The following is an 18578-nucleotide window of genomic DNA, read 5'->3' on the forward strand; positions in this document are numbered from 1 at the left end:
CAGGTTGTGCCGGTCGCCGGCGGCCTCCTCCTTCGCCGCGGACCGGACGTCCTGGGTGGGAGGCGAAGAACGGTCTCGGCCCCTCCGTCGGGGCTTTCGTCGCACTCACCCCCTCCGGTAGGCCATCCTTGTGCACCGGGCCTGCTTTCGGCAGGGCAGTCATCCTTCTGCGTGGCGAGGTGTCCCCATCAGTAAGAAGAACGGATCGACGCTGGCCGCATGGCTTCGCGGTCTTGACGCGGCCGAGTTGGAGCGGGTCCTGGCGGCGCGCCCGGACGCCGTGTCGGCTCCGGAACCGCGGTCGGTCGGCGAACTGGCGGACCGCCTCCAGCGCCCGGCGTCCGTGGCGCTGGCCCTGCCCCGACTCACGCAGCCGTGCCTACAGGTGGCGGAGGCCGTCGCCGTACTGACGGTTGCGTCGCGGGACGACCTGGCAGGCCTCCTGGACGCGACACACGGTGAACGCGCCCACGGGTTGGCCGCCGCCCTGGAGGCACTGGCGGATCGCGCTCTGATGTGGCCCGACGGCAACGGCCTGCTGCACATGGCCGCGCCGCTGCGGAACGCGTGGACCTCGCCGCTGGGACTCGACGCACCGCTCGCACGACTGCTCGGGGGCTCGAACTCCGACGAACTGGGCCGCATGGTGGCGAAACTCGCCATCAAACCCGCCGCCAACAGGAAAGAAATGCGCCTGGCGGCGCTGATCGACCATCACAGCGACCCGGTCCGGGTCACCGCGCTGGTGGCCAAGGCGCCCGCAGCCACGCGGAAACTCCTCGAGCGGCGGGCACAGGAGGCTCCGGAACGACCGGGCTTCATCATGTTCGGGGGGCCTCGGGCCGACTCCGAGCCCGGCGAACAGTGGGCACTGGAAAGGGGACTACTGATCCGGGACCGGCACCGGTACGGGCCGGCCCGCATGCCCGCGGAGGTGGCACTCGCACTGCGCGGCCCCGACTGGCACGCCCCGTTCACACCCCTCCCGCCCGGCGTGCGGCCGGCGCCCGCCACCGTCTCGGACATCGACCGGGAAACCTCGGCCGCCACGATGGCGTTCGCCGCCCACGCCGTGTCCGTCCTCGGGGTGTGCGCCGCCGCTCCACCGGCCCGGCTCAAGGCCGGCGGGGTCGGCGCCCGCGAGCTGGCCCGGATCGGCAGAGCGGCACAGTGCGACGAGATCCCGGTACGCCTCGTCCTGGAGGCGGCGAGCGCGGCCGGGCTGCTGGCCCGGGACGGCGACCGGGTCGCGGCGACCGCGTCCTACGACAACTGGGCCGAGCAGGAACCGGCCGACCAGCTCGCCGTGCTGCTCCGGGCGTGGTGGGCACTCCCGCTGACCCCCGGCGGGAGCCGCGACGAGGACGGGAAGGCTCTGCCGGCGCTCGCCGGGGCACCGCCCTGCGGAGGCTGCGTGCAGGCCCGGCACGGGTTGCTCACCGCCGCGTCGCAACTCCCGGCCGGCGAAGGCGCGGCGAACTCGGCGGACCTGGGAGCGCTGCTCGGGTGGCTGCGCCCGCTCGTCGACGAACTCCCCCAGGACACCACGCCGTTCGCCACCCTGATCCGGGAGGCGGAACTGCTCGGCGCACTCGCCCTCGGGGCCGTGTCCCCGATCGGCGCCGCCCTGCTCGCCGACGACGCCCAAGCCCTGACCGACGCCTGCCGGCGACTGCTGCCCGCCGCGAGCGGGACTGCCCGCTTCGGAAGCGATCTCACCGCCGTGGTCGCCGGCACACCGTCGGCGCACCTCCTCGCCCTGCTGGACTCCGTCGCGGACCGGGAGAGCGCCGGTGCGGCGTCCGTATGGCGGTTCAGCCCGGGAAGCGTCCGCCGTGCCCTCGACGCCGGCCTCACCCCCGACGCCCTCACAGCCGACCTGGCCGCCATCGCCGTCGAGCCGCTTCCCCAGCCGCTCTCGTACCTGATCCACGACACCGCGCGCAGCCACGGTCGAGTGCGCATCGTCTCCGCGGCCTGTGTGATCCACGGTGAGGAGCCCGCCCTCCTGGCCGAACTGGCAGCGCACCGCAAGCTCACCCAGCTCGGCCTGCGGCTGCTGGCACCGACGGTGCTGATCAGCCGGACCCCGCTCGACAAGACGCTCGCGGCACTGCGGTCCGCGGGCTACGCCCCCGTCGCCGAGAAGCCCGACGGGTCCGTCCGCATCGAGCGGGCCCAACGCGCCCGCGCGGCGAGCACCCTCCCGCCGCCGCGCCCGTCCGGTGGCAGGTCCCGCACACAGCGGGCGGACGCCCACACCACGGACGCCCGGACGACCGTCGACCTGCCCTCCCTCGCCGTCCGGCTTCGGGACGCCCCGCAGGACATCCCGGAGCCGGACCCGTGGGACGACCGCCCGTACGCCAGCGACACCGAGGAGATCATCGCAGGGCACGCGCGCAACCTGTCCTTCACCGACGTCCGCCAGCTGGCCCATGCCGTCGACGACGGCCAGGCCATCACGATCGAGTACGTCGCGACCTCGGGCGACGAGACGGTCCGCACCCTCAGCCGGCTCGAACTGGACGCCCCCTACCTGCACGGCTGGTGTCACCTGCGGAACGACGAGCGGATGTTCACCATCTCCCGCATCCACGGGGTGATGCCCGCGTAGCCCGGGCGGGATCGCCGCCGGAGCGGGCACCTCGCGGTGGGCCGGGAACGGAGTTCACCCCGCTCCCGTGCCGGTGGTCGCGATCAGTCGTCGTGGTGGCCTGTCTGTTCTCTCCTGTGGCGGGGGAGTCGGTGGGACTCGACCGGTCGTCCGCCGGCGAGGTGCTCGGTGACGATGCGGTCGGCGACAGCCGGGTCGATCCTCCCGTACCAGATGTCGTCCGGCTGCACGCTGACGACGGGGGCCTGGTTGCAGGGGAACTGGCACCCCGTCTGGGTGACGAGCACGTCGTCGTCGCCGAGGCCCAGCTCGGTCAGTTTCCCTACCAGGGCGCGTAGTCCCTCCTCCGCGCCCACGGCCGCGCAACGCGGACCGCGGCACACCATGACCTGGTGCCGGTGGCCGGGGACCTCCTCCCAGGCCGTGGACGTGAGGCCGGGCTCCGTGCCGCTGATGGCCTTCGTCACCGCGGCCACCGCGGCGACCGCGTCCGGTGAGTCGGCGAGGCGGGTCGCGACGAGGAGTTCGGGGCGGTGGCCCGCACGCTCGCGCCACCAGTGCGCGGCGATCCGCCGTAGCCAGGAATGGGCCGGGCCGGAAGCCGCGAGGCGGACGCCGATCACGACCACGGTCTCGTTGCCCTCGTTGGCCAGCCTGGTCAGCGCGGCCGACAGGGAGGGGTCTCCCTGCTGCAGGAACGCGATCGAGGCCCGGTGCGACGCCGCCGTCCGGAGGAGTTCGTCACGGCGGACGACTTCCCCGATCGACATGCCGACCAGGAGTACGGCACTGCGGCGGGCGGGGGCATCCGGCAGGGGGGAGGTCATGGGGTCGTCCTTTCGCGGAGCAGTCCGTTCCACCGGATGTGCGGTCTGTCGTGCCGGGGGTGTCGTTCCACGGTGACGTCGACGCCGTAGACGTGCGCGATCGTGGGCGAGGTGAGCACCTCGGAGACGGGCCCGTGGGCGACCAGGCGGCCGTCGAGCAGGACGACCACCTCGTCGCAGTAGGCGGCGGCGAGTTCGAGGTCGTGCAGCGCGGCCACCGTGGTGACGCCCAGCCCGCGTACGGTTTCGAGGAAGCCGAGTTGGTGGCGTAGGTCGAGGTGGTTGGTGGGCTCGTCGAGCAGCAGCACGCCGGGCTCCTGCACCAGCGCCCGCGCGAGCTGGACCCGCTGCCGCTCGCCGCCCGACAGCGTCGGCCAGGACCGGTCGAGCAGGTGGCCGACGTCGGCCGCGGCAACGGCGTCGGCGAACACGGACCGCTCGTGGGCGCCGGCCGCGGAGTTCGTCGGCACGGGCCAGCGGCCGCGGTGCGGCGTGCGTCCGAGCTCGATGACCTGACGGACCGGCAGCGACAGCCGGGTGTCCGCCTGCTGCTCCATGAAGGCCACCTGTCGGGCTCGTCGGCGGGCCGTGAGCGCGTGGAGATCCGCTCCGTCCAGGAGGACCCGTCCCGCGCTCGGCCGGGTCAGCCCGGCGACCGCGCGCAGCAAGGTGGTCTTCCCGGCGCCGTTGGGCCCGAGCAGGCCCGTGACCCGGCCGGGGCCGAACGCGAGCGAGACCTCGTCCAGCAGCGTGGCTGCGCCGATCCGCACACGGAGTCCCTCCGCGCGCAGTTCGACGGGGGGCGTCTTTGTCACTGCCCCCTCCCGTCGGCCCGCCCCTGGCGCCACAGCAGCCAGGCGAAGAAGGGCGCTCCGAGCCCGGCCGTGATGACGCCGACGGGAATCTCCCGGTCGGGCAGGACCGAGCGCGCCACGATGTCGCTGCCCACCAGGAGGGACGCGCCCACCAGCGCCGACACGGGCAGCAGGAGGGCGTGGCGCGGCCCGCAGACGAGACGGACCACATGCGGTACGACCAGGCCGAGGAATCCGATGACGCCGGTGTTGGCGACCAGGCACGCGGTCACCAGCGCGGCTGTGGCGACGAGGGCCCAGCGGGTGCGCTCGACGTGGACGCCGAGGGAGCGGGCGGAGGTCTCGCCGAAGGCGAAGGCGTCCAGGTCGCGGGCCGAGGAGGCCAGGACCGTGACACCGATCAGCGCGACCGCGGTCAGGAAGACGGCGGTGGGCCACCGCACGCCGGCGACCGAGCCGAGCGTCCACTCCATGACACCGCGCGCCGCGTTGCGGTCCCCGAGGACCATCACGACGAACGAGGTGTACGCCCCGCACATCTGTCCCACCGCGATGCCGGCGAGCACGGTCCGGGCGGTCGGTAGCGACCGGGTGCGCGCGCCGGCCAGTGCCAGGACGACGACGGCGGCGAGCAGGGCACCGGCGAAGGCCGCCGTCGCCACCGCACCGGTGCCCACGACGCCGGACACGCCGGCGCCGAGGACGATCACGGTGACCGCGCCGGCGGCGGCTCCGTCCGAGATCCCGAGCAGGAAGGGATCGGCCAGGTCGTTCCCGGTCAGCGTCTGCAACACCGCACCGCAGACCGCGAGGCCGGCGCCGGTGGCAGCCGCTCCCAGAACCCGGGGGAGCCGCAGCTGCCAGACGATCTGATCGTCCAGCAGCGTGACGTTCGGGTCGCCCAGCCCGAGACGGCGCACCACGACGTCGATCACGGTGTGGACCGGCTCGTGTTGCGAGCCCACGGCCAGGCCGAGGAGCACGGTGGTCAGCAGCAGGGCCACACCGATGGCCAGCGCCGCCGTCGCGCGGCCCGGACCGGAGGACCGCACGACGGGGTGGGGCGCGGTGGTCATGAACCCGGGTGCAGCCGGCCCAGCCCCGCGGACACCCGGGCGGCACCGTCGGCGAGCAGCACGCCGGGAGTCGACTCCGAGAACGGCACCACCACGAAGGCCTTGCGCTGCACGGCGCCGAGCTTGCTCAGCACCGGGTCGTTCTCCAAGTAGTCGATCTTGGACTGGGCGGTGTCCCAGCCTGCGTCCGCCAGCACGATGGCGTCCGGGTCCGCCGCGACGACCTTCTCCCAGCTCACGTTCTGCCAGCCACCGGGCAGGTCCCCGAAGACGTTGCGGGCGCCCACGGCATCGAGTACGAGTTGAGGTCCGCCGTGGCCGGCACCGACGAACGGCGTCTTGGTGTCCGAGTCGTACCACAGGACCTTCAGGCCCTTGCCCGCGGCCGTCGCGGTGAACCGGGCAAGCTGCTGCTCCTGCTGCTGCTGGATCGCGACGGCCCGCTCCGGGACACCGAAGACCTTGGCGACGTCGTTCAGTTCGCCCCACATCGCCTGCCAGGTCGTCGGCGGTACCTTGCTCTTGTCCGAGCAGCCGAACGGGGACACGTACGACGGGATGCCCTGGTCGCGCAGTTCCTCCCGGCTGCCCGCGACCTTGTCGGTGAACGCGCTGGCGTAGGAGGCGTACAGGAAGTCGGGACGGGCCGCGAGGAGCTTCTCCTTCGTCGGGTACTCCTTGGAGAGCACCGGGACGGAGTCGTAGGCCGCCTTCCACTTCTCCGGGACGGAGTCGTCGAGGTAGGCGGTGCCGGCCATGCGGGACTGCAGGCCGAGGGCCAGGGCGACCTCGGTGGCACCCTGGTTGAGGGTCACCAGCCGCTCGGGCGGCGCGCCGACCGTCACGGTGGTCCCGCAGTTGTCCACGCCGACCGGCGCGGCACTCCCGGCCGTCCCGCCGGACGCGACGGGAGCCGGGACGCCCGCGCAGGCGCCGAGCATGCCGGTGAACAGGACGGCCGCGACCGCCCGGCCGACACGTATCGGCCCTCTGGGACGTGCGGAATGTACAGAATGTGCGGAACGTATGGATCGAAACGGGTACGGCAGACCGCTGGGCACGTGTTCTCCAAAACCCTCGTGGAACATGTCGCGCCGTGGCCGGTCTCCTGGCTTCCGCATCGACGCGCCGCGGCCGACCTTCCCAAGCGGCTCTTCCAGCCCGCCCAGTGGCCCTGACCGGCGGCAGAGCCGGTCAGCGAGGGCCGCGGAACTCCGCGGCAACAGTGGCGAGGGCCGCACCGGAATTCGACCGGTTTCCCGAACACCACGGCGCTGGCAAGATATCAGGCCTAGCGATCTTGTCCGGGAACAGTCCGGGACCGCAGGGCGGACGGGGAGCCGCGACGACCCGCGGATGCCCACCGACGCCGCGCGGGCGGGGCCGCACCGCGGCGGCGGTGGTTCATCGGGCGGTCGGTGCCTGGCAGGTGAGGTCGCCCCCCGGGAGCTTGCCCGTGGTCAGGTAGCGCGTGGTGGCCGCGTCCGCGCAGGACCCGTTGCCGTAGACGCCGTGCCCCTCTCCTCCCAGCACGGTGATCATCCGGGAGCCGTGCAGGGACCGGTGCATGCTCTGGGCGGCGGTCAGGGGCGTCTGGGAGTCCCACTCGTTCTGCAGGATCAGCGCTTGGACGTCGTTGTCCACCGTGGTCGGGGCTTCGCTGCCGGGCTTCCAGAAGGCGCACGGCTTGATGCCGTACGCGAAGTCCCCGTACAGCGGGTACCGGGCCTTGCCGCGCACGGTGTCGCGCCGGTACTGCTCGGGGTCACGCGGCCACGATGCGGCGGTGTCGCCGCACATGACCGTCCAGAGGCTCGCGAGGAGGTTCTCCGGGGGGAGTTCGGGGTCGGGCGCCGGCGCGGCGGGCTTGTCGTCCTCGGCGGCCTTCTTCAGTCCGGCGATCCAGTCGGCGGCCTTCCGCTCCGTGAAGAAGATGTCGCGCACGGCGCGGATGTCGTCGCCGGTGAGGGGGCCGTCGCCGGTGTCGACGGGCTTGCGATCCGCCCGGGCGACGATGTCCCAGAAGGTGTTGCGGACTTCGGCCGGGGTCCGGCCCAGGTGGTACGTGGTGTCCTGCCCTGCGGTCCACTCGCTCCACCGCGTGAAGGCGGGCTCGGTCGCCTGCGCCATCTGCTGGAAGGTGCCCCGCCCGTACTGCGTGGGGTCGACCGCGCTGTCCAGCACGAACCGGTCGGCCCGCTGGGGGAACATCTGCATGTAGACGGCGCCGAGATAGGTGCCGTACGAGCCCCCGTAGTAGGAGATCCTCTTCTCTCCCATGACGGTGCGGATGAGGTCCATGTCGCGGGCGGTGTTGCGGGTGGTGATGTGCCGCAGCTTGTCCCCTTCCGCGGCGGCGCACTTGTCGGCCACTGTTCGCGCCCACCGCACGTCCTTGGCGAAGGTCTCGGCGTGGTACGGGCGGTCGATGTTCAGCTCGTCGGGAGTCAGACCGCAGCTGACGGGGGAGCTCTGCCCGATGCCCCTCGGATCGAAGCCGACGAGGTCGTACCGGTCCTTCACCTCCTGGGGGATGACCGGCTCCATGGCGACCGGCAGACCCAGACCCGAAGCGCCGGGACCGCCGGGGTTGAACAGCAGTACGCCGCGGCGGTGTTGCGTACTGCTCGCCTTCAACCGGTTCACCACGACGTCGAGCTTCTCGCCATCGGGGTTGTTGTAGTCCAGTGGCACCTTGACGGTCGCGCACTGGAAAGCGGCCGGCGTGTGCTCGTCGCAGTGCCCCCAGCGGAGCGTCTGCTGGGTGTACGGCCGCATCGGGTCCTCGGCGACGGTGCCGGACGTGGCGGAGGCCGTCGCCGGTGTCAGCGTCGCGGCCAGAACCACCGCAGCTCCGACGGTCACGAGAGAGGATATGGGTGTGTTTCGCATCGTCATGCTGATCCTTCGAATGATCGGATGATGAGCTCTCCGCGTCTCCGCGTCTCCGCGTCTCCGCGTCTTCACGGAGGCCGACGAGCCCGGGAACGGGAGCGGAGGCCGGGCGACGCCGGCGAGGTATCGGTCGCTTCGACCGGGCAGGACATGATCATGGCTCTCGGGGGACGGCCACACATCACGCGAAGTAGGGAAGGGGTTCTCCCCCGATCGGGGGAGAACCCCGGCGCGCTGAGGCCGGAGCACGAGGGTCACGTACTCGGTCGGCAGGTCGGTGCCGGTTCGGCCCGGGAGGTCATCCCGGTTCGGAAGCCCCGGGGAGGCGTGGTCGGGTGTCAGGGGCCGCTCCTACACTCCGGCCCATGGGACTTTCGATATCAGTGGGACTCCTCTACGACCAGGCGCGCAATGACGCCGAGGGGCTCGACTACCACCGCTCCGCCTTCGCCCGCCTCAGCCGGGCGCTCATGGCGGAGGGAATCGGCTGGCACGAGCCGGAGATGACCGATCCGCCGCGCACCCGTACCTTCTCCGCCGGCTTCCCCTACGGGTACCTGACCCAGCTGCGCCGCATCCTGGTGCTCACGGACTTCGGCGAGCCCGTCACATCGGCTCTGGAGGTCAGCGAGAGCCAGTACGAGCGCGACTGCGAGAAGGTCCGGGACGAGATGTCGAGGTTCGACTCTCATCTGCTCTGTCACTCCGACAGTTCCGGCTACTACGTGCCGGTCGACTTCGAGGATCCGCTCTTCCTCCCTGACGAGGCGGACGTCGACGGCGATGGCATCGTCGGTTCCAGTCAGCGACTGCTGGCCGAACTGTCGGGTATCGCGTCGTCGATCGGCATCGAGCTCGACGGTGAGGGCGTTCCCTTCGATGTCGGGGCGGTCGGGCCGGCTGTGGATCCCGCGATGGACGGACCGTTCGAGACGGAACGTTTCGCCTGGCGTCAGCTCCATCGGGCGTGCCTGGCGAGCATCGAGGGCGGCCACGCCATCGTCTTCCACTGAGGCCCGGGGCCACCGGACCTCCAGTGGATGGCACGTCAGGCCGGATGCGCGGCCTTGATGGGACCCTGACAGCACCTCAGGTTACTTTGAGGTAATTTAGCGGTGTCGTCCGGGTGAACGTCCCCGGCCCCGCATGAAGGACTCGCACGTGCTCTCTCCCCAGTCCCGCCGTTCCGGCCGCCGTCTGGCCGGTTCCGCACTGGCCCTCGCCGCCGCCGTCGGTGTGCTGCCCGTCGCCCCCGCGTTCGCCGACCCGGCTCCGGCTCCGGCTCCGGCTCCGGCTCCCGCGCCGGGGGCGGCCCAGGCCGACGGTACTCCCCACCTGGACGCGGTGGAGCGGATCCTGCGCCAGGTGTCGCCCGGGCTGGAGGGCGTGGTGTGGCAGCGGACGGCGGGCAACCGGCTGGACGCACCGGCCGGGGACCCGGGCGGGTGGCTGCTGCAGACGCCGGGGTGCTGGGGGGACGCCTCCTGCGCCGAACGGCCTGGGACCAAGCGGGTGTTGGACCGGATGCGGGAGAACATCTCGAAGGCCACCCGCACCGTCGACATATCAACTCTCGCCCCGTTCCCGGACGGTGGGTTCCAGGACGCCATCGTGGACGGCCTCAAGGCGTCGGTGGCCGCCGGGAACGCGCCGCACGTGCGGATCCTCGCCGGGGCCGCTCCGCTGCTCAACATCACCGCGCTGCCGTCGAAGTACCGGGACGACCTGGTGGCCCGGCTCGGCACGGCCGCCGACCGGGTGACCATCGAGGTGGCCTCGATGACCACCGCGAAGACCGCGTTCTCCTGGAACCACTCCAAGTTGCTGGTCGTCGACGGGCAGAGCGTCATCACCGGCGGCATCAACAACTGGAAGGGCGACTACCTGGACACCGCCCACCCGGTGACGGACGTCGACCTCGCGCTGAACGGTCCGGCCGCCGCCTCCGCCGGCGCCTACCTGGACACCCTGTGGGACTGGACCTGCCGCAACAGCGGTGTCTTCTCGGCCGCCTGGTTCGCCTCCTCGAAGGGCGCCGGATGCACCCCCGACCTGGAGAAGCGGCTCAACCCGGCGGCCGCGCGGGTGCCCGCCGCCGGCAACGTGCCGGTGATCGCGGTCGGCGGCCTGGGCGTCGGGATCCGCGACAGCGACCCCACCTCCGACTACCGTCCGGAGCCGGCGGCCGGCGCCGACGACGTCACGTGCGGCCCGGTCGGCCTGCACGACCGTACCAACGACGACCGCGCCTACGAGACGGTCAATCCGGAGGAGAACGCGCTGCGCTCGCTGGTCGCCAGCGCCACCAGCCGGATCGACATCTCCCAGCAGGACGTGACCGGCACCTGCCCGCCGATGCCCCGCTACGACGCCCGGCTCTTCGACCTGCTCGCGGGCAAGCTCGCCGACGGGGTGAAGGTCCGGATCGTGGTCAGCGACCCCGGCAACCGGGGCACGGTCGGCAGCGGCGGCTACTCGCAGATCAAGTCCCTGAACGAGATCAGCGACACCCTCGCTGCCCGGCTCACCGCCCGCCTCGGCGACCCGGCCCAGGCCCGGACCGCGATGTGCCGGAACCTCCAACTCGCCCCGTTCCGCGCGGCGTCCACCCCCACCTGGGCCGACGGGCACCCGTACGCGCTGCACCACAAGCTGGTCTCGGTCGACGGCTCGGCGTTCTTCATCGGCTCGAAGAACCTCTACCCGGCCTGGCTGCAGGACTTCGGCTACGTCGTGGAGAACCGCACCGCCGCCGCCCAGCTGGACGCCCAACTGCTCGCCCCGCAGTGGCAGTACTCGCAGGCCGCCGCGACCTTCGACTACAGCAGCGGCCGCTGCCAGGGCTGACGCCGCGAGAACGCCGTGAGCGCGTCGTGAGAACGCCCTGAGAACGCCCTGACCACACCGCGGGCCGCCGCGCCGAACCCGGCGACGGCGGCCCGCGGGGACCCGCCTCAGTAGTAGTGGTGGTTCGGCTTGTCCATCCACGCCCTGTAGGCACGCACACCGAGCTTGCGGTGGAGCTGCTCGATGTGGATCCGTCGATCCTTGTAGGGCTTCTCGAAGTCCTCGTACTGGAAGGAGTCGTCGAAGCCGATGGCCCGGGTGTCCTCCAGGGAGCAGCAGAAGTAGACGCTGTCGATCCGGGCCCAGTAGACGGCGCTCATGCACATGGGGCACGGAGCGCCGCTGACGTAGATGGAGCACCCCTTGAGCATCCGGGCGCGCTCCGGCACGGGGTCGCAGGACCCGGGGTCCCGCGGGACGTACTGGAGGGTCCACTCGTTCTGCCGGTCCTCGGCGATGGACGGCGACTCCGGGTTGAGGATCTGGCTCGCCTTGCGGATGGCCTCCACCTCGGCGTGCGCGGTGGGGTCTCCGGTGAGCAGGACCCGGTTCTGGCCGCGTGCGATGATCTCCCCGTCCCGGGCGATGACGGCACCGAAGGGGCCGCCCCAGCCGTTCTCGACGGATTCTCGGGCCAGCCGTACGGCTTCCTTCAGGAAAGCCTTGTCGTGATTCGGGAAAGCCTCACATCTGTCCATGAGATGACCTCTCAGCGGCCTGGCGTGGAGCTGAATGTCACATGCGGGCGATTGTCGGCTTTGCCCGATCGGTCCTGTCGGACCAGCGTAGTCCGGGCGGAGGCTTCCGCAAGCCGTGGGGGAGTTGGTCCAGCCGTGGGGGGAGTCGGCCCGGGCCGCCGCGCAGATCACTCCCGTCGATCAGACACCGGCCGGGAGCCAGCCGTGCTGGACGGCGCGCACCCCGGCCTCGAAACGGCTGCGGGCGCCGAGCCGCTCCATCAGCTCGGTGGCGATCCGCCGCGCCGTCCGCGGCGAGACGCCCAGCCGCTTGGCGATCGCCTCGTCGGTGTGCCCCTCGGAGAGCAGTCGCAGGGCGGCCGACTCCTGGCCGCTGAGGCCCCGGGAGTCGCGCACGGCCTGGCCCCCGAGGGGCTGCGCGGCGTCCCAGACGTTCTCGAACAGCGCGCAGAGGGCCGTCAGCGTGCCGTGGCCGGTCAGCACCACGGCCGCCGCCGCCGTGTCGTCGCTGTTCACCGGGATGACGGCGGCGGCACGGTCGACCACGATCATCCGCGTCGGCAGCGACGGCACGACCCGCACCTGCCCGCCCCGCGCGGCGAGCCACCCGGTGTACGCGACGGTCGGCGCGCTGTTGCACACGCTGTCGAGGTAGACGGTGCGGATCTTCACGCCGCGACCGAGCAACTCCTCGTCGAGCGGGCGGGCCGCCTCGATGCTCTCCGGCGTGTGCCCGCCGTCCGGGGCGAAGGTCATCACCTCCTCCTTCACCTCGCGGGTGAGGGACGCCAGCCGGTCGCGGATCGCGTCCAGGCCGACCAGTTGCTCGACCCCGGAGTGCGCGGCGGCCGGACGAAGGTCCGAGAAGTCGGTGATGAGCTGCGCCGCCGCGACGCGGGAGGCCTCGATCCGCTGCCGCTGGAGCGCCAGTTCGGCCTGCTGGCGGGCCATCAGGACCTCCATGCCGACGTCCGGCGAGACCGCGCGCAGCGCTCCCTCCCGTTCGTGCGAGGGCCGGACCAGGGCGAGCTCGCTGAGCGTGTCCAGTGCTGAGCGCACCTGCGCCTCGGGCAGCCCGACCGCTGCGCAGAGTCCCGCCACGCCGTCCTGAGGACGGGCCAGCATGGCCCGGTACACGGCTTCGGAAGTCGCGTCCAACCCCAGAATTGCCAGCATTCCTACCCCCCGGTAGCAGTACTGCGAAAGATGCGCGCATGATCATCGCACGGAGATCGGAAGCTGGACCAGGGGTGTGCGGTGGACCGTTCCGGCCATGGCCCGAACAGTCCCGGTCGACCCCCTGTGCGCCGCTCGCGCGGCCTGGGAGTCTCGTGCGCATGTACCTGATCCACATTCACCTGCGTTCCCCGGACCAAGCACCCCTGCCGGGCGGCGTCGCCGACCTCGTCCGGTCCGTGGCGACCCCTGCGGACCGGCTGGAGCACGTCGCCGTCCACCCGGACGCCGCCCCCGACCCGGTGCTCGGCCTGTACCTCCTCGCCGACGGCCTCGCCGACGCCGAGTCCCGGGCCGCCGCGCTCTGCGGGCGGGCCCTGGCGTCCGCCGCAGCGCTGCACGGCTGGTCCGTGGCCCGGGTCGGCGCCCCGCTCGTCTCCCCGTTCTACGAACTGGAACTGTCCCGATCAGGCCTCGCTGGACGGAACCGGCAGGGGACGTTTCCGTCCACCTGACATCCCTTCCATCCGCCCCGGGCCTCGACGAAGGTAGTGATCGCCGGCCGGGACCACCGACCGGCAAGGCCACCAGGACGAAGCGTCACCGCGGGACGCACGGTCCGGCCGCCCCTCCTCGCCCCGTCCCTCCTCCGTCGAAGGATCAACCACCATGCTGCGCACCCGTCTTGCCGAGGCCGCCGCGGTCGTCGCCCTCGCCCTCGCCGCCGTCCTGCCCGCCGTCGCCCTGTCCGCCGCCGGGCACGCCGGCGCCTCCGTCTCCCGCGTCGAGGCCGCCGACGTGCACGACGACAACATGATCTGGCAGTAGCCGGCACCGCGCCGCAGGCCCACGACCGGCTTCTCCTGCAGGGCAGCCGTCGCCGCCCCGTGCCGCCCGACGGCGATCCCGCCCCGTGCCGGCCCCCGCCCCGGCACCGGCCCCGGCACCGGTCCCGCCACGTCGCGTGACCCGCGGGCCGTACCTCCACCACCTCACCACGCCTGTCCCAGCCATGCCCGAAACAGGAGAACCCACCATGCCCAAGCGCTCCCTCCGTACCCTGCTCACCGCCGCCTTCGCCACCGCCGCGGTCACGCCCGTCCTCATGCTGACGGGGGCCCAGGTCGCCGCCGCCGGCGTCGGGTCGAACATCGTCGGCATCGCCGAGGCCAACCTCGGCCACGGGGCCTGCGACACCAACAGCGCCGGCGGCAGCGGCTACTACGGCAGTTGCGGCGAGAGCTGGTGCGCCGACTTCGCCCGGTGGGTCTGGGCGCAGAACGGCGTCAACATCTCGGGGCTGACCGCGGGGGCCGGCAGCTTCGCCAAGTACGGCTCCGGAATGCACTCGACCCCCCCGCGTCGGTGACGCCGCCGTCTTCAACTACAACGGCGTCGACTACGCGGAGCACGTCTCGCTGGTCGTTGCGGTCAACTCCGACGGGACCGTCAGCACCATCGGTGGCAACCAGGGCAACAGCCAGGTCACCCGCGGCACCATCACCACCGGCGGGATGTACGGGTCCAAGCACGTCAGCGGCTACGTGTCGCCGATCGGCGGCCGCGGATCCTCCGCCGGTACGGAGTCGGGTGGGGCGAACCGGGTGCGGTGGGCGGACTTCGACGGTGACGGCCGTGCCGACTACGTGATCGTGAACGACAACGGTTCGGTGCGGGTGTTCCTGAACAAGGGTGGTGACGGCCACGGCGGTTGGAGTGACCTGGGTCAGGTCGCCACCGGGATGACCAGCGACCGCGGCCGGGTCCGCTTCGCGGACTACGACGGTGACGGGCGTGCCGACTACATCATGATCAACGGTGACGGTTCGGTGCGGGTGTTCCTGAACAAGGGCGGTGACGGCCACGGCGGTTGGAGCGACCTCGGTCAGGTCGCCACCGGGCTGACGGCCAACGCGGCCCAGGTCACCTTCGCCGACTTCGACGGTGACGGGCGTACGGACTACGTGATCACCCAGCCCGACGGTGCGGTGGGTGTCTTCCGCAACAACGGCATCGGCAACTGGACGGACCTCGGCAAGGTCGCGAGCGGCGTGACCAGCGACCTCAGCCGGATCAAGTGGGCCGACATCGACGGTGACGGGCGGGCCGACTACAACATCGTCAACCCGGACGGCAGCATCACCAGCTACGTCAACCACGGTGGCGACACCGGTGGTGGCTGGACCCTCCGCTCCAAGATCACCACCGGCATCACCAGCAACCAGAACACCCTCGACCTCGCCGACATCAGCGGCGACGGCCGCGCCGACTACCTGGTCACCACCGGCCCGACCACCGCCTTCCTCAACAACGGCGGCGACGACCAGAACAACCCCGGCTGGATCGGCTACGGCCAGATCGCCGCCGGCGCCTGAACCGCGACCCGAAACAAGGAAGGAATCCCGTGAAGCGCACCACCACACTCGCTCTCGCCGCGGTGACCGCGGCGGCCGCGCTCGCCGCCGCCGTCCCCACGGCGTCCGCCGCCGCGCCGACGCCCGCCCCGGTGCTGCGGGTGATGCCGCTCGGCGACTCGATCACCTCCGGGTGGCGGAGCACCTCCGACGCCGGGTACCGCGGACCACTCGCCGACCTGGTGGCCCAGCAGAACCGCTACACCATCGACCTGGTGGGCTCGCTGCGCAACGGCGCCACGGCCGACCCGGACAACGAGGGACACGGCGGGTCCATGGTCAACGACCTCCTGGCCGGAGTCGACGGCTGGCTGGCCGCCGCGCAGCCGGACGTCGTACTGCTCCACATCGGCATCAACGACCTGGACCGAGGTACCGACAAGGCTCGCGCCGCGGACCGGACGTCGGCGCTGATCGACCGGATCCTGGCCGACCGGCCGGGCGTGACCGTCCTGGTGATGGGTCTGATCCCGACCACACCGAGCCTGACCACCCAGGTGGCCGACTACAACGACAGCCTGAGCCGGGCCGTCCTCGCCAAGCAGGCCCAGGGGCGCAAGGTCCGCTACACCGCCGCACCCGCGCTGACCCCGGCCGAGATGGCCGACGGGCTGCACCCGGACGACCTGGGCTACCAGCGGATGGCGCAGACCTTCGACCAGGCCCTGGACCGCGCCTTCACGGACGGCCTGGCCGCCCCGGCCCCGGTGCACCACGCCGGTACGGAGTCAGGTGGGGCGGGCCGGGTGCGGTGGGCGGACTTCGACGGTGACGGCCGTGCCGACTACGTGATCGTGAACGACAACGGTTCGGTGCGGGTGTTCCTGAACAAGGGCGGTGACGGTCACGGCGGTTGGAGTGACCTGGGCCAGGTCGCCACCGGGCTGACCAGCGACCGCGGCCGGGTCCGCTTCGCCGACTTCGACGGTGACGGGCGTGCCGACTACATCATGATCAACGCCGACGGTTCGGTGCGGGTGTTCCTGAACAAGGGCGGTGACGGTCACGGCGGTTGGAGCGACCTCGGCCAGATCGCCACCGGACTCACCACGGACCCCACCCAGGTCACCTTCGCGGACTTCGACGGCGACGGCCGCGCGGACTACCTCATCACCCAGCCCGACGGCGCCGTGGGCGCCTTCCTCAACCGGGGCGGTGACGGCCACGGCGGCTGGATCGACGACGGCAAGGTCGCCGGCGGACTCACCTCCGACCGGAGCCGCGTCCGCTTCGCCGACTTCGACGGTGACGGCCGCGCCGACTACAACGTCATCAACCCCGACGGCTCCATCACCACCTTCCTCAACAAGGGCGGCGACGGCCACGCGGGCTGGACCGACCACGGCCGCACGGCGACCGGGCTCACCACCGACCAGACCACGGTGGCCCTGGCGGACATCGACGCCGACGCCCACGCCGACTACCTCGTCACCACCGGCCCCACCACCGCCTTCCTCAACAACGGCGGTGACGGCCACGGCGGCTGGATCGACGACGGTCGGATCGCGGCAGGCGTCTGAGCGGGCGTCGGGCAACCGACCGACTGCTTCGCGCGACGCGCCGGCGGGGGGGGGGGGGGGGGGGGGGGGGGCGCGGCGGGCGGCCCCCCCGCGGGGGGGGGGGGGGGGGCCCGCCCCCCCCCCCCCCCCCCCGCCAGGTGCGTTCCGGGGGAGGCCGCGGCCGACACCGACGTAACCGCTCAGCCGGCCTCGGGCAGGCGGACGTGCAGGACGCCGTCACCGTCGGTGCGGGTCTCGAAGCGGGGCTGCGGGGCGGTGGCGGGCCCGCCGACGTTCCAGCCGTCGGCGAGCCGGAACAGGCTGCCGTGCCAGGGGCAGCGCACGCACCCGTCGACGATCTCGCCCTCGGTGAGCGGTCCGGCCATGTGGCTGCACCAGGCCGCCAGGACGTGGACGGTGTCCTCGGACTCGCGCACCACGAGCAGGGGGACGTCGCCGACGGTGCGTCGGGCGGGCAGGCCCACCTGGAGGTCGGCCAGTCGGCCGAGCGGGTGCCAGCCGGGCCCGACCAGGTGCGCGACGGGTTCGGTCTTGTTCGTTCCCGCGCCCTGTCGGTAGGCGACGTGGCCGCCGAGGTAGGCCCCGGCGGTCGCGGCGGCGGCGCCGGTGAAGCCGAGCAGTCGGCCGAGCCCGTGGTGGCCCCGCCCCCGGGCGGCCCACGAGCCGCCGTACAGGGCGATCGCCGCGCCGACGCCGAGGGCGTGCACCAGGCCGGTGCGCATCTGCTGTTCGTGCTGCTCGGCCCAGTCGACCCAGCCGCTCCAGGCGGCGGGGACGGCGGTGATCACACCGAGCGCCACCAGGAGGTGGGCCGGCCGGCGGGCGCCGGGTGTCAGGTCGAGGACGGCCGCGCAGGTCCAGGCGCCGATGGGGATCTGGACCAGGGCGGGGTGCAGGGGATGGCCGAGCGGGAGCCCGTGCAGCACGTCGCGTGCCCGGCCCAGCGGCAGCGCCCGGATGATCCGTCTCAGCGGCTGGGTCACGGAGTCGAGTCCGTCGGCTTCCGCGAGCGCGTCGATCGCCTTCAGCAGGCGCTCGGTGGCGCCCCGGGAACGGTGGTCGGCGGTGTCGCCGACGCAGGTGAACAGGCTCCTCGTCATGGACCTCAGCCTGCGGGCGGGCCCGGCCGCGGGCACGGCGGCGTGGGCCGTGCGGAGCAAGCTCCGCCGGCCGGACGTCCCGGCGGATTGCCGGGCCCGCCGATCCGAGGCGAGGCGAGCCGGCGGCCGGCCGGCGTCCCACTCGTCGCCGTACAGGCACCGGTGCGGTGGACGAGCGGCCGCGGCACGCCGTCGCGCAGGCCCACGCCCTGTGTCCCCGGTTGTCGTCACCGCGTCGGCACGGTGTGGTGGCGGTCTCAGTTGTGGCCGGTCGGTGGTGACTCGGCGTGGTGGGGGCGGGTCGGGTGGTGATGCTGTCGGGGTTCAAACGGTGAGTGCGCTCACATGCGGTTGCGGTGCACGACGACGGCTAGGAATGTCCGTTTTGCCCGCTTTTCGCCGGGGGGTGGGTGATGTTTACGCAGGTCAGAAGGGGGTGGCGCGCTCGGCGTGACCTCTCCTTCGAATCGGAGCCGCTGTCCTCGCTACGACTCCAGGTCGTAGCGAGGGGGTCTTGGCGGGGCCCGTTGCGGTCTGGCAACTTTGCATTCGTCGCCAGCCACACCGGCTCCTGTCCCGCCGGATGCGGCTTA

The 18578-nt window shown here is 72.3% G+C and carries 16 protein-coding genes and 1 riboswitch; of the genes, 8 read left to right on the forward strand and 8 right to left on the reverse strand.

Going from position 1 to position 18578, the window contains the following annotated elements:
* Positions 1-247: 247 nt before the first annotated feature.
* Positions 248-2617, forward strand: coding sequence for a helicase C-terminal domain-containing protein (locus tag ACGF0D_RS27775; protein ID WP_392920803.1), 2370 nt, complete (start codon positions 248-250; stop codon positions 2615-2617).
* Positions 2618-2700: 83 nt separating this feature from the next.
* On the opposite strand, the gene ACGF0D_RS27780 is transcribed toward ACGF0D_RS27775, so the two are convergent.
* From ACGF0D_RS27780 to ACGF0D_RS27800, 5 genes are all read right to left on the reverse strand, one after another.
* Positions 2701-3444, reverse strand: coding sequence for a ferredoxin (locus ACGF0D_RS27780; RefSeq protein ID WP_392920805.1), 744 nt, complete (start codon positions 3442-3444; stop codon positions 2701-2703).
* A complete protein-coding gene (locus ACGF0D_RS27785; RefSeq protein ID WP_392920808.1) occupies positions 3441-4259 on the reverse strand; it encodes an ABC transporter ATP-binding protein in 819 nt (272 codons plus the stop codon). The genes ACGF0D_RS27780 and ACGF0D_RS27785 overlap by 4 nt, the downstream gene beginning before the upstream one ends.
* Complete coding sequence (locus ACGF0D_RS27790) at positions 4256-5335, reverse strand: FecCD family ABC transporter permease (protein WP_392920811.1); 1080 nt, start codon at positions 5333-5335, stop codon at positions 4256-4258. Before ACGF0D_RS27790 ends, ACGF0D_RS27785 begins: the two co-directional genes overlap by 4 nt.
* The gene (locus ACGF0D_RS27795) at positions 5332-6276 is read right to left on the reverse strand and encodes an ABC transporter substrate-binding protein (RefSeq protein ID WP_392920814.1); all 945 of its coding nucleotides are present in this window, start codon (positions 6274-6276) and stop codon (positions 5332-5334) included. The genes ACGF0D_RS27790 and ACGF0D_RS27795 overlap by 4 nt, the downstream gene beginning before the upstream one ends.
* A 139-nt stretch (positions 6277-6415) precedes the next feature.
* A riboswitch (cobalamin riboswitch) is annotated at positions 6416-6621 on the reverse strand.
* 118 nt (positions 6622-6739) lie between these two features.
* On the reverse strand, positions 6740-8200 hold the full coding sequence (locus ACGF0D_RS27800) for an alpha/beta hydrolase (RefSeq protein WP_392920817.1): 1461 nt from the start codon (positions 8198-8200) through the stop codon (positions 6740-6742).
* Positions 8201-8613: 413 nt separating this feature from the next.
* On the opposite strand from ACGF0D_RS27800, the gene ACGF0D_RS27805 reads away from it, so the two are divergent.
* Positions 8614-9243 carry a hypothetical protein gene (locus ACGF0D_RS27805; RefSeq protein WP_392920819.1) on the forward strand — a complete coding sequence of 210 codons (630 nt, stop codon included), beginning with the start codon at positions 8614-8616 and terminating at the stop codon, positions 9241-9243.
* Between the two features lie 148 nt (positions 9244-9391).
* Positions 9392-11077, forward strand: a complete 1686-nt coding sequence (locus ACGF0D_RS27810; protein ID WP_392920821.1) for a phospholipase — start codon at positions 9392-9394, stop codon at positions 11075-11077.
* Positions 11078-11184: 107 nt separating this feature from the next.
* Here ACGF0D_RS27810 and ACGF0D_RS27815 read toward each other — a convergent pair whose 3' ends face one another.
* Together ACGF0D_RS27815 and ACGF0D_RS27820 are read right to left on the reverse strand one after the other, a co-directional pair.
* Positions 11185-11775: a nucleoside deaminase gene (locus ACGF0D_RS27815; RefSeq protein WP_392884032.1), complete on the reverse strand. Its 591-nt coding sequence runs from the start codon at positions 11773-11775 to the stop codon at positions 11185-11187.
* 180 nt (positions 11776-11955) lie between these two features.
* A complete protein-coding gene (locus ACGF0D_RS27820) occupies positions 11956-12951 on the reverse strand; it encodes a helix-turn-helix domain-containing protein (RefSeq protein ID WP_392920823.1) in 996 nt (331 codons plus the stop codon).
* Between the two features lie 161 nt (positions 12952-13112).
* Between ACGF0D_RS27820 and ACGF0D_RS27825 the strand changes: the two genes are divergently transcribed.
* The 5 genes from ACGF0D_RS27825 (at position 13113) to ACGF0D_RS27845 (ending at position 16885) form a co-directional block, all read left to right on the forward strand.
* Positions 13113-13466, forward strand: a complete 354-nt coding sequence (locus ACGF0D_RS27825; protein WP_392884030.1) for a hypothetical protein — start codon at positions 13113-13115, stop codon at positions 13464-13466.
* A gap of 154 nt (positions 13467-13620) precedes the next feature.
* Complete coding sequence (locus ACGF0D_RS27830; RefSeq protein WP_392884028.1) at positions 13621-13779, forward strand: hypothetical protein; 159 nt, start codon at positions 13621-13623, stop codon at positions 13777-13779.
* Between the two features lie 208 nt (positions 13780-13987).
* A complete protein-coding gene (locus ACGF0D_RS27835) occupies positions 13988-14320 on the forward strand; it encodes a hypothetical protein (protein ID WP_392920826.1) in 333 nt (110 codons plus the stop codon).
* 145 nt (positions 14321-14465) lie between these two features.
* On the forward strand, positions 14466-15326 hold the full coding sequence (locus ACGF0D_RS27840) for an FG-GAP repeat domain-containing protein (protein WP_392920829.1): 861 nt from the start codon (positions 14466-14468) through the stop codon (positions 15324-15326).
* Positions 15327-15355: 29 nt separating this feature from the next.
* Positions 15356-16885 carry an FG-GAP-like repeat-containing protein gene (locus tag ACGF0D_RS27845; protein WP_392920832.1) on the forward strand — a complete coding sequence of 510 codons (1530 nt, stop codon included), beginning with the start codon at positions 15356-15358 and terminating at the stop codon, positions 16883-16885.
* Positions 16886-17064: 179 nt separating this feature from the next.
* Here the strand turns inward: ACGF0D_RS27845 and ACGF0D_RS27850 are convergent, their stop codons facing one another.
* Complete coding sequence (locus ACGF0D_RS27850) at positions 17065-17985, reverse strand: Rieske 2Fe-2S domain-containing protein (RefSeq protein ID WP_392884023.1); 921 nt, start codon at positions 17983-17985, stop codon at positions 17065-17067.
* Positions 17986-18578 lie beyond the last annotated feature (593 nt).

This window comes from Kitasatospora sp. NPDC048298, from assembly GCF_043201465.1.
Lineage (GTDB): Bacteria > Actinomycetota > Actinomycetes > Streptomycetales > Streptomycetaceae > Kitasatospora.

Excerpts from the sequence above, each read along its gene's own strand:
- ACGF0D_RS27780 (WP_392920805.1), bottom strand. The coding sequence starts at position 3,444 with ATGACCTCCCCCCTGCCGGATGCCCCCGCCCGCCGCAGTGCCGTACTC.
- ACGF0D_RS27790 (WP_392920811.1), bottom strand. The coding sequence starts at position 5,335 with ATGACCACCGCGCCCCACCCCGTCGTGCGGTCCTCCGGTCCGGGCCGC.
- ACGF0D_RS27795 (WP_392920814.1), bottom strand. The coding sequence starts at position 6,276 with ATGCTCGGCGCCTGCGCGGGCGTCCCGGCTCCCGTCGCGTCCGGCGGG.
- ACGF0D_RS27815 (WP_392884032.1), bottom strand. The coding sequence starts at position 11,775 with ATGGACAGATGTGAGGCTTTCCCGAATCACGACAAGGCTTTCCTGAAG.
- ACGF0D_RS27820 (WP_392920823.1), bottom strand. The coding sequence starts at position 12,951 with ATGCTGGCAATTCTGGGGTTGGACGCGACTTCCGAAGCCGTGTACCGG.
- ACGF0D_RS27825 (WP_392884030.1), top strand. The coding sequence starts at position 13,113 with ATGTACCTGATCCACATTCACCTGCGTTCCCCGGACCAAGCACCCCTG.
- ACGF0D_RS27830 (WP_392884028.1), top strand. The coding sequence starts at position 13,621 with ATGCTGCGCACCCGTCTTGCCGAGGCCGCCGCGGTCGTCGCCCTCGCC.
- ACGF0D_RS27835 (WP_392920826.1), top strand. The coding sequence starts at position 13,988 with ATGCCCAAGCGCTCCCTCCGTACCCTGCTCACCGCCGCCTTCGCCACC.
- ACGF0D_RS27840 (WP_392920829.1), top strand. The coding sequence starts at position 14,466 with ATGTACGGGTCCAAGCACGTCAGCGGCTACGTGTCGCCGATCGGCGGC.
- ACGF0D_RS27850 (WP_392884023.1), bottom strand. The coding sequence starts at position 17,985 with ATGACGAGGAGCCTGTTCACCTGCGTCGGCGACACCGCCGACCACCGT.